Here is a 7,552-nt window from a genome sequence, read left to right as displayed (position 1 = left end):
TCGGCAGCCGAGGCAGCAGACAGTGCAAGAAAGGCCGCAGCCGCGGCGGCGTTCATGGCAGCGTTCTCATTGCTGCTCGGGGCGTTTATCGCAAGCGTGGCTGCAGCTCTTGGCGGTAGACAGCGCGATGATGACGAAACACTTTATCTGTCGGCATCAGATAGGGCCCGTGTCACCTGACTAATTCAGATGATTTGCGTTCCGCCCACGAATGGACAGCAGAATGGCTCCGTCGCGAGGTTGGATGAGAGACGAATACGGCAAAGGCGGGAGTGTGCTCTCGCCATTCACTTGGGAAAAGCTCATTACAATAATCAGACACTGATCGGCATGCGAAACGTGAAGCACGTGGAGGTGACTGATGAGTCCACGGTCAACGTACCCCCCTTGAGCCTTGGCAATTTCAGAAGCAATATTGCGGCAAATGAATCTGCCGCGCGCATGGCAATAGGAAGTTTTGCGCCAAAGCTTGCGGTCGGTCACCCGGCTTGCAACCTGGTCGCCGCAAGGCCCTCGCCTTCCATTCGGTGCGCCGCGGCACACTTTAAGTGAATCCGTAAGCACACTCGTGCTGATGACCTTGTGGGCGAAAACTGCGTCCGGATGAAGTTGTGCGCTGTCCCCGCGCTTCTTTATATCGAGCCATCGATCGTCGAGCGAAATAGCAACCATGGAACCGAGCTTAGCGCGGCCGAGATTGCGAAGCTCCTCACCGTCGCCGCGCCGTGATCTCGAGATTTCGGCTCATTGTGGTTCGGCGTCGAAACAGGCCGAGCAAACGCATCCCTTCTTCGATGTGGGCTGTGGGAATGGCACCATCCCTAGCATGACCCCGGCTCGTGGAACCGCGCTCACGGCGAACTGTGACAGAACCTGGACGGCGACGCCCCGATCGGCAACCCGACGGGGCCATCTCTGCGATCTGGTACGGCGACATAGCGGTGAGATGGAGCCCCGTTGCGATGTAATTCCTTTTTGTTCGGAGCCGTGACGACCAATGGTCCGGGATAGCCTTTGTCACCGCACCTTCTTAACCGTTACGCTTTGGGCCTGACGTTCTGGTTGAGCCGAAAGAGGTTGTCCGGGTCGTATTTGGCCTTAAGCGTCGCCAGCCGTGCAAAGTTGCGGCCATAGGCTTGCGCCACTCTGTCATTCTCATCCTCCGGCATAAAATTGACGTAGACACCGCCCGTCGCGTACGGCGCTGTCGCCGCAAAAAGCCCCCGAGCCCATTTGATGGCCATCTGCTCTTCGGCTCGCTCCAGCCACCTCGTATGAACGTTCATCACGAATTGTGCGTCGCGATGCGGATACGCGGTTGCGTCGGAAGCGACGCGGCTGCTGGCACCACCGAGCTGGCCAATGAAAATCTCGCATTCCGCTGTTGGCAGTGTGCCAACATAGTCGATCAGCGTGTCGAACAGGCCGTCGCTTAGAGTTGTAAAATTGTGGGACTTCCAATAGTTGAATGCACCCGGCGTCAGCAGTGGGTCGAACGCCGTCTGCCAGGCAGTATAGGGTTGCAGGCCGATGACCTCGGCGATGGGTTCTCCAAGAGCGCGAAGCGGGCGAAGTGCCTCTTCCGCTTTACTCGGCTCCCCTGCATAACAGACGGCAAACACCAAGATTTCCTTGCCGTGCACATCCTCAGGAAGGAACGGCAGAGGTGGTGCCTTCCGCAATACCACCCATATGGTGAGATCGTCGGGAATAGTAGCCGCTACCTCGCGATACCCGGCAAGAAGTTCACGGGCATTGGCGAAAGGATGAACGATCAGTCCGGATACCAGATCGGGGCCGACTGAATGCAGTTGGAACTCGAAGGACGTGATCACGCCGAAATTTCCGCCGCCGCCGCGAATGGCCCAAAACAGGTCCGGGTTCTCCGATGCGCTGGCGTGAACAAGCTCGCCGACCGCGGTAACCACATCGGCCGAGATCAAGTTGTCCACCGTGAAACCGAATTTGCGGCTGAGCCACCCGAAGCCGCCGCCGAGCGCGAGCCCAGCCACCCCCGTGGTCGAGTTGATGCCGAGCGGCGTGGCAAGGCCAAACGTCTGCGCTTCTTTGTCGAACTCTCCGAGCGTCACGCCCGGCTCCACCCGTGCGGTGCGCGTCCTTGGATCGACCCGCACCGACCTCATCGGTGAAAGGTCGATCAGCAGGCCGCCCTCACAGACGGCGTTGCCAGCAATGTTGTGACCGCCACCGCGTACTGACACGAGCAGCTGGTTGTCGCGAGCAAGGTTAACAGCCCGCATTACGTCGCTTGCGCCATGGCAGCGTATGACAGCAGCAGGTCGCCTATCGATCATGGCGTTCCAGATCGTCCGTGCATCGTCGTAGCCGACTTCGTCCGGCAAACACAAGCTTCCTCGAAGTTCGGTCCGCAATACCGTCAAAAAGTCACTCGAAATGGAGATTGACCCGCCTTCTCGTTGTGTGAACTGAATGTCACTCATGACATCTCCTCCTTATAGCCGGGATGGGTGCGCGGAAGCTCCGAGGCCTCCAGGCATCATCTCTCTTTGTTGATCTTGTGCCGAAGCCTGACCGGAAGCGGTCCAAAGACAGATGCTGCGGTTGCATCAAGGTTTTGGCATGAAGGAGTCTTCGCCAAAACGAACTTTAAGGCCAGTGCAGAAATTGTAGCGATACAGGTACAGATTATGGAGCGGTCAAATTGGGAAGCCCTTGGTCAGCACTCGGCAAACGTGCTGCGCCCCAACCAACTGTCGATGGACGCAGCGATCGCCATATCGCCGATCAAGGAAATCTTTCCCCGTGATATCTCCGCTCTCAAAGTGGAACAGCCGATCCAGGCCGACGTCATGGCTTTCAGATCAGCGGAGACAAAGAGATCGACATCGTGACCAGGATCGAGCGAGCACAGGTCAACGGGCGTTCCAGGTTTCGCGATCAACCAGAAGTTTTGCTCTTCCTTTGGCAATTCCGGATATGTGAACTCGATGACGCTGCGTCTGGCGGGCAAGGCGTTGATATTGATCTTGCGACGCATGTTCCACATCAATAGTTTCGCGTCGAGGTTTTCCAGCGTCACCTCCGCATCGACATTCCGGTGCGCCCATTTGCCGAGCTCCAAAACGATCGGCTCAAGCTCGTCCGCAATTGTCGTTGTGGTGTAATTGATGTCGCCCGTCGACGGATTCTCCGTTCGGGCAACGAGACCCTTGGACTCCATCTCCCTGAGCCGCTTTGACATGAGGGACGGTGACATGCCAGGAACCCCTCGGCGAATTTCGTTGAAACGAGTTGACCCGGACCACATTTCGCAAAGGAGCAGAAGCGTCCAACGCGGTTCCAATACCTCGCACGCTTTTGCCACCGGGCAATATTGGTTGTAGCCGTCGCTCGACATCGGACTATCTCCCAAGTCAAAAACTATGCGATCAAAGTCTCCGCTCGTCCAGTGCAGAAAGTGTAGCTGCTGAGATGCGCCGGTTGCCATTGGTGAGCTACTTCACGCTCTCGGGATTAACGGCTGAATGTCCCCGATGCGCAGAAGCAGAAGCTTTTATTCGTGACGGCCGACCATCAGAACACAGATGGTTGTAATTTCAGAGCACCAACGCTTTTGCTATGTGGGCCGCCAAGTCAGCTTGATTGTATGGCTTGGCAAGTCGAGGCACGTCGATATCCGCTCCCGGCGGCAAATCGGCATAGCCGGTGGCAATAAGGATAGGCAGATCTGGCTTTAGTACTCGGACAGCTTTGGCAAGTTCGGCACCGGTCATTTTCGGCATCGAGTAGTCGGTGATGAGAAGGTCGACCTCTTGCCCGCCTTTAAGGATTTCCAGTGCATCCAAACCGGAGTGTGCTTCAATCACCTCGTGCCCTAAGTCCTCGAGCATATCCACGGTGCTCATCGCGATCAACGCATCGTCATCCACCATCAATATCCGGAACTTCGCCTCAACGATCGCGGGAACGGCGTCATCGGCCGCAACAACATCATTTTTCACACTTGTGCTCATGGGGAGCCACAACTCCGCTGTTGTTCCTGCCCCGGTGGAACTCGATAGTCGAAGTGCACCACGCAGCTGCACTGCCAGACCATGGATCATGGAAAGTCCGAGTCCAGTGCCCTTTCCGAGTTCCTTCGTGGAGAAGAACGGATCAATCGCCCTTTTTAGTGTCTCAGGCGACATTCCTTGACCAGTGTCGTGAACGGAGAGCACGACATATATTCCCGCGGTCAGATCGCCTGTAGCCGAAGCGATTTCCGCCTCCTTGACGCCGATTGCGATTTCTCCGCCATTCGCCATTGCATCGCGTGAATTGACCACAAGATTTAGCAGGGCCAGCTCAATTTGATTCGCATCTGCCAGCACAGGCGGCAGAGCGGCAGGCAGGTCGTAGTCGATCTGGATCTTGGATCCTACCGACCTCCATAGAAGATCAGTCATCCCTTTCACCAGTTCTACAAGATCGACTGGTTGAACCTTAAGATCCTGGCGTCGAGCAAAAGCGAGCAATCTTTGCGTCAATGCTGCCCCTCGTTGCGCGCCCTGCAATGCCCCGTCGATCAACCGCGCTGCCTTGGGGTCGTCGGCAAAATGCTTGCGCAGGAGATCGAGATTTCCAAGGACTGCCATCAGCAGATTGTTGAAATCATGCGCTACGCCCCCGGTAAGATGGCCTATCGCTTCCATTTTCTGGGCCTGCCTCAGGTGTTCCTCGGCGACCTCCCGTTGCTTTACCTGGTCGAGAAGCGACTGGTGCGCGTTGTTAAGTTCCAATGTGCGCTCGACAACGCGCTCCTCAAGTGTCCCATTCAATTCCATCAGCTCTTTTTCAGCTGTCTTGCGCGCGGTTATGTCAGATGAGACCCCGACAAGGCGTGAAACATTGCCGTCGCGGTCTTTTACAACTCTTCCTCTGAACTCCGCCCAATGCGCGCTTGAGTCCGGCCAAAGCGTTCGATACTCGATTTCAAAGTCTAGGCCAGTCGAAATGGCATTTTGCATCGATGCTTGCATCCTCCCACGATCATCGGAGTGGATGCTGTCGACCAGATGACCAAATTCAAAACCATCGCCCGGACTTCTCCCGAACACGGCCTTGCATACATCTGATGTGAAGAGCGCTCCGGCGGTGACATCATATTCCCAGGAACCAAGCTTTCCGGCGCGAAGTGCTGTTTGAAGCCTCCGCTCCCCCTCGCTCAATTCTTCCATTCTGTTCAGCGCTTCGTATTGGCGAGCCCTTGCCCTGAGAGCGGTTTTTGCAACGCTTACGAAACTCGTCGCGTGAAAAGGACGTTCGAAGAAGGTGACGTTGCGGAGAATTTCGGACAATCGTGCCGCCGCAGGGTTGCGCTCCGGTCCGCCGCCACGATGCGTCAGAACAACGAATGGCAAGTCGGACCAGCTGGCCTGACTTTCCACCCATGATGAAAGCGGCTTCAAATCTGCGCCAACGATTGCTTCTTCGGTGATCACAACGAATGTCGCGTGATCCTTGAGAGCGTGGCAGAGGCTTTCGAGATCCGAAAATATCCTGGAGGCAATGTCGGCTTCCGTAAGAATGGAGGCAGCAACCATCGCGTCGCGACCAACTGGTGCGTATATGAGGGCCGATTTGCTGTCGTTGTCAGGAATGATCGACACCCATTTGGTTAGGGGTCAACAGGGGTTCGATCTTGCCGACGAAATTGGGTACTCCACGCAAAACTCCCTGGAACTCGTCGAGGGGTTCGCCAAGTAATAGCCCTTTGTCGGATATTCGAAATTCCCTGATCGTGTCCTCATGGTGGCCAGTTCTCTTCTTGATGACAGAGACGGCTCTCCTCACTCTCCCACGCGCCTCGAAATAGCGGAGCAGGACCACAGTATCAGCGAGGTAGGTAACATCGACCGGAGCCTTCATGTCCCCGACCAGACCATGCTGCGCAACAGTCAGGACTGTCGTCGCTCCCTGACGGTTGAGATACTGCAGCAGCTCATGCATGTGGAGGACAAGGGCGTTTTCTTCCGGCATCGACGCCTGGTAACCATTCAAGCTGTCGATCACCACGGTTTTGGCCTCTGCGCTGTCTACGCGTTCCCTCACGCGATGCGCAAACTCTCCCGGGGACAGTTCCGCAGCATCGAGTTGTTCAATATGAAGATTGCCTTCACCACGCATTTTTTCGAGATCAATGCCTATTGCCTTGGCTCGCGCGAACAATAGACCCAGTTCCTCATCGAAGACGAACACCGCTGCTCTCTCGCCTCGCTTGATGGCGGACATCACAAACTGTAGCGCGAAGGTGCTTTTGCCTGTGCCGGCGGGGCCAAGTACAAGGCAGCTCGAGCCCCTTTCCAAGCCACCTCYAAGAAGGTTGTCGAGTCCGCCTATGCCACTCGTAAGCACTTCGCGGGAGAATTCCCTGCGGTGCTCCAGCGCGACAAGGCGCGGGAAAGCAACGACACCGCCGGTCCTGATTATGAAATCATGGAACCCACCGCGAAATGCCTGGCCTCTGTACTTGATGACCCGCAGGCGTCTTCGTTCAGAGCCATAGTTTGGCGCGAGTTCTTCGAGCTTGATGACGCCGTGAACGACACTATGAACGGTCTTGTCGAAACTATCAGACGTCAAGTCATCGAGGAGCAGGACCGTTGCGTTCTGCCGCGCGAAATAATGCTTGAGCGCCAATATCTGTCGGCGATATCGCAGTGAGCCTTGGGCCAGAAGCCTGATTTCGGACAGGCTGTCCAAAACCACTCGTTTTGGCCGGACGCGTTCAAACTCTTCAAAAATGGCTTTGGTAGTTTCGCCCAGTTCGAGATCTGACGAGTACAGAAGGCTTTGCTGTTGCTCGGCATCCAGTAGACTTTCCGGCGGCACAAGTTCGAAGATCTCGATGTTTCGGTCGATCGCCAGGCCGTGCGAAGCCGCGCCGTCACGAAGTTCATCTTCGGTCTCGGATAGCGTGACATATAGGCCTTGCTCGCCCGCCGCGGCCCCTTCCATCAAAAAACTCAAAGCGATCGTTGTCTTGCCTGTGCCAGGATTTCCCTCCAGCAAAAACACGCGGCCTTCGCTCAGTCCCCCCGCAAGGATTTCATCTAATCCAGAGACGCCAGTTCGAGCTTTTTTCGATCTGGGAATAGGCTGCATGTGTTCGCTCCATTTGGACTATCGGACGATTAGTCGGAAAACGGTAGGAATTTTGAAGATTTCCCCATTTCTAAGACTACAGACGGTTACCCTGCCAGCTGTGGTAAACGACATGGCGATTGATTGGTTCCGACGCCTCTGTAAGATGCTTCCAAGGAGCGCTGCTCCGCTCAACGAGCGGCGGTGTAGCATTGCGCGCAATTATCTTTGAGCGTCACGGAGGAAGAATTGGGATACCGGCTTTGTTACTGGCACGCGCTCAAGGAGCCAGAAGACAATGTCGTGCCACCGGACAAATGTATGATTCTGCACTCGAGGCGTACCTCATCCAAGATTTGATCCTTTGTTAGCTAAGTCTGATCAAAGCAACCATGGCCAGCTTCAACGACATGATTGCGCCATGTCGCGGCAGAAGACCGCCACGACG

The 7,552-nt window shown here is 55.9% G+C and carries 4 protein-coding genes and 1 pseudogene; 1 reads left to right on the top strand and 4 read right to left on the bottom strand.

Annotated features, from left to right (window positions below):
- Positions 1 to 180, top strand: a pseudogene (locus ACXJ5O_RS14640) (hypothetical protein); the annotation flags it as partial.
- A gap of 857 nt (positions 181 to 1,037) precedes the next feature.
- Here ACXJ5O_RS14640 and ACXJ5O_RS14635 read toward each other — a convergent pair.
- The 4 genes from ACXJ5O_RS14635 to ACXJ5O_RS14620 all read right to left on the bottom strand — a co-directional run bounded on the left by ACXJ5O_RS14635 (position 1,038) and on the right by ACXJ5O_RS14620 (position 7,125).
- Positions 1,038 to 2,462 carry an FAD-binding oxidoreductase gene (locus tag ACXJ5O_RS14635; protein WP_457300519.1) on the bottom strand — a complete coding sequence of 475 codons (1,425 nt, stop codon included), beginning with the start codon at positions 2,460 to 2,462 and terminating at the stop codon, positions 1,038 to 1,040.
- 236 nt (positions 2,463 to 2,698) lie between these two features.
- A complete protein-coding gene (locus ACXJ5O_RS14630; RefSeq protein ID WP_457300518.1) occupies positions 2,699 to 3,379 on the bottom strand; it encodes a winged helix-turn-helix transcriptional regulator in 681 nt (226 codons plus the stop codon).
- A 199-nt stretch (positions 3,380 to 3,578) separates the two neighbouring features.
- Positions 3,579 to 5,564, bottom strand: coding sequence for an ATP-binding protein (locus ACXJ5O_RS14625; protein WP_457300517.1), 1,986 nt, complete (start codon positions 5,562 to 5,564; stop codon positions 3,579 to 3,581).
- Positions 5,565 to 5,613: 49 nt separating this feature from the next.
- Positions 5,614 to 7,125, bottom strand: a complete 1,512-nt coding sequence (locus ACXJ5O_RS14620) for an ATPase domain-containing protein (protein ID WP_457300516.1) — start codon at positions 7,123 to 7,125, stop codon at positions 5,614 to 5,616.
- Positions 7,126 to 7,552: the final 427 nt, after the last annotated feature.

The organism is Phyllobacterium sp. P5_D12, assembly GCF_054049495.1.
The sequence above is the reverse complement of the archived record's forward strand: the minus strand, read 5'-3'. Positions and strand labels throughout refer to the sequence as shown.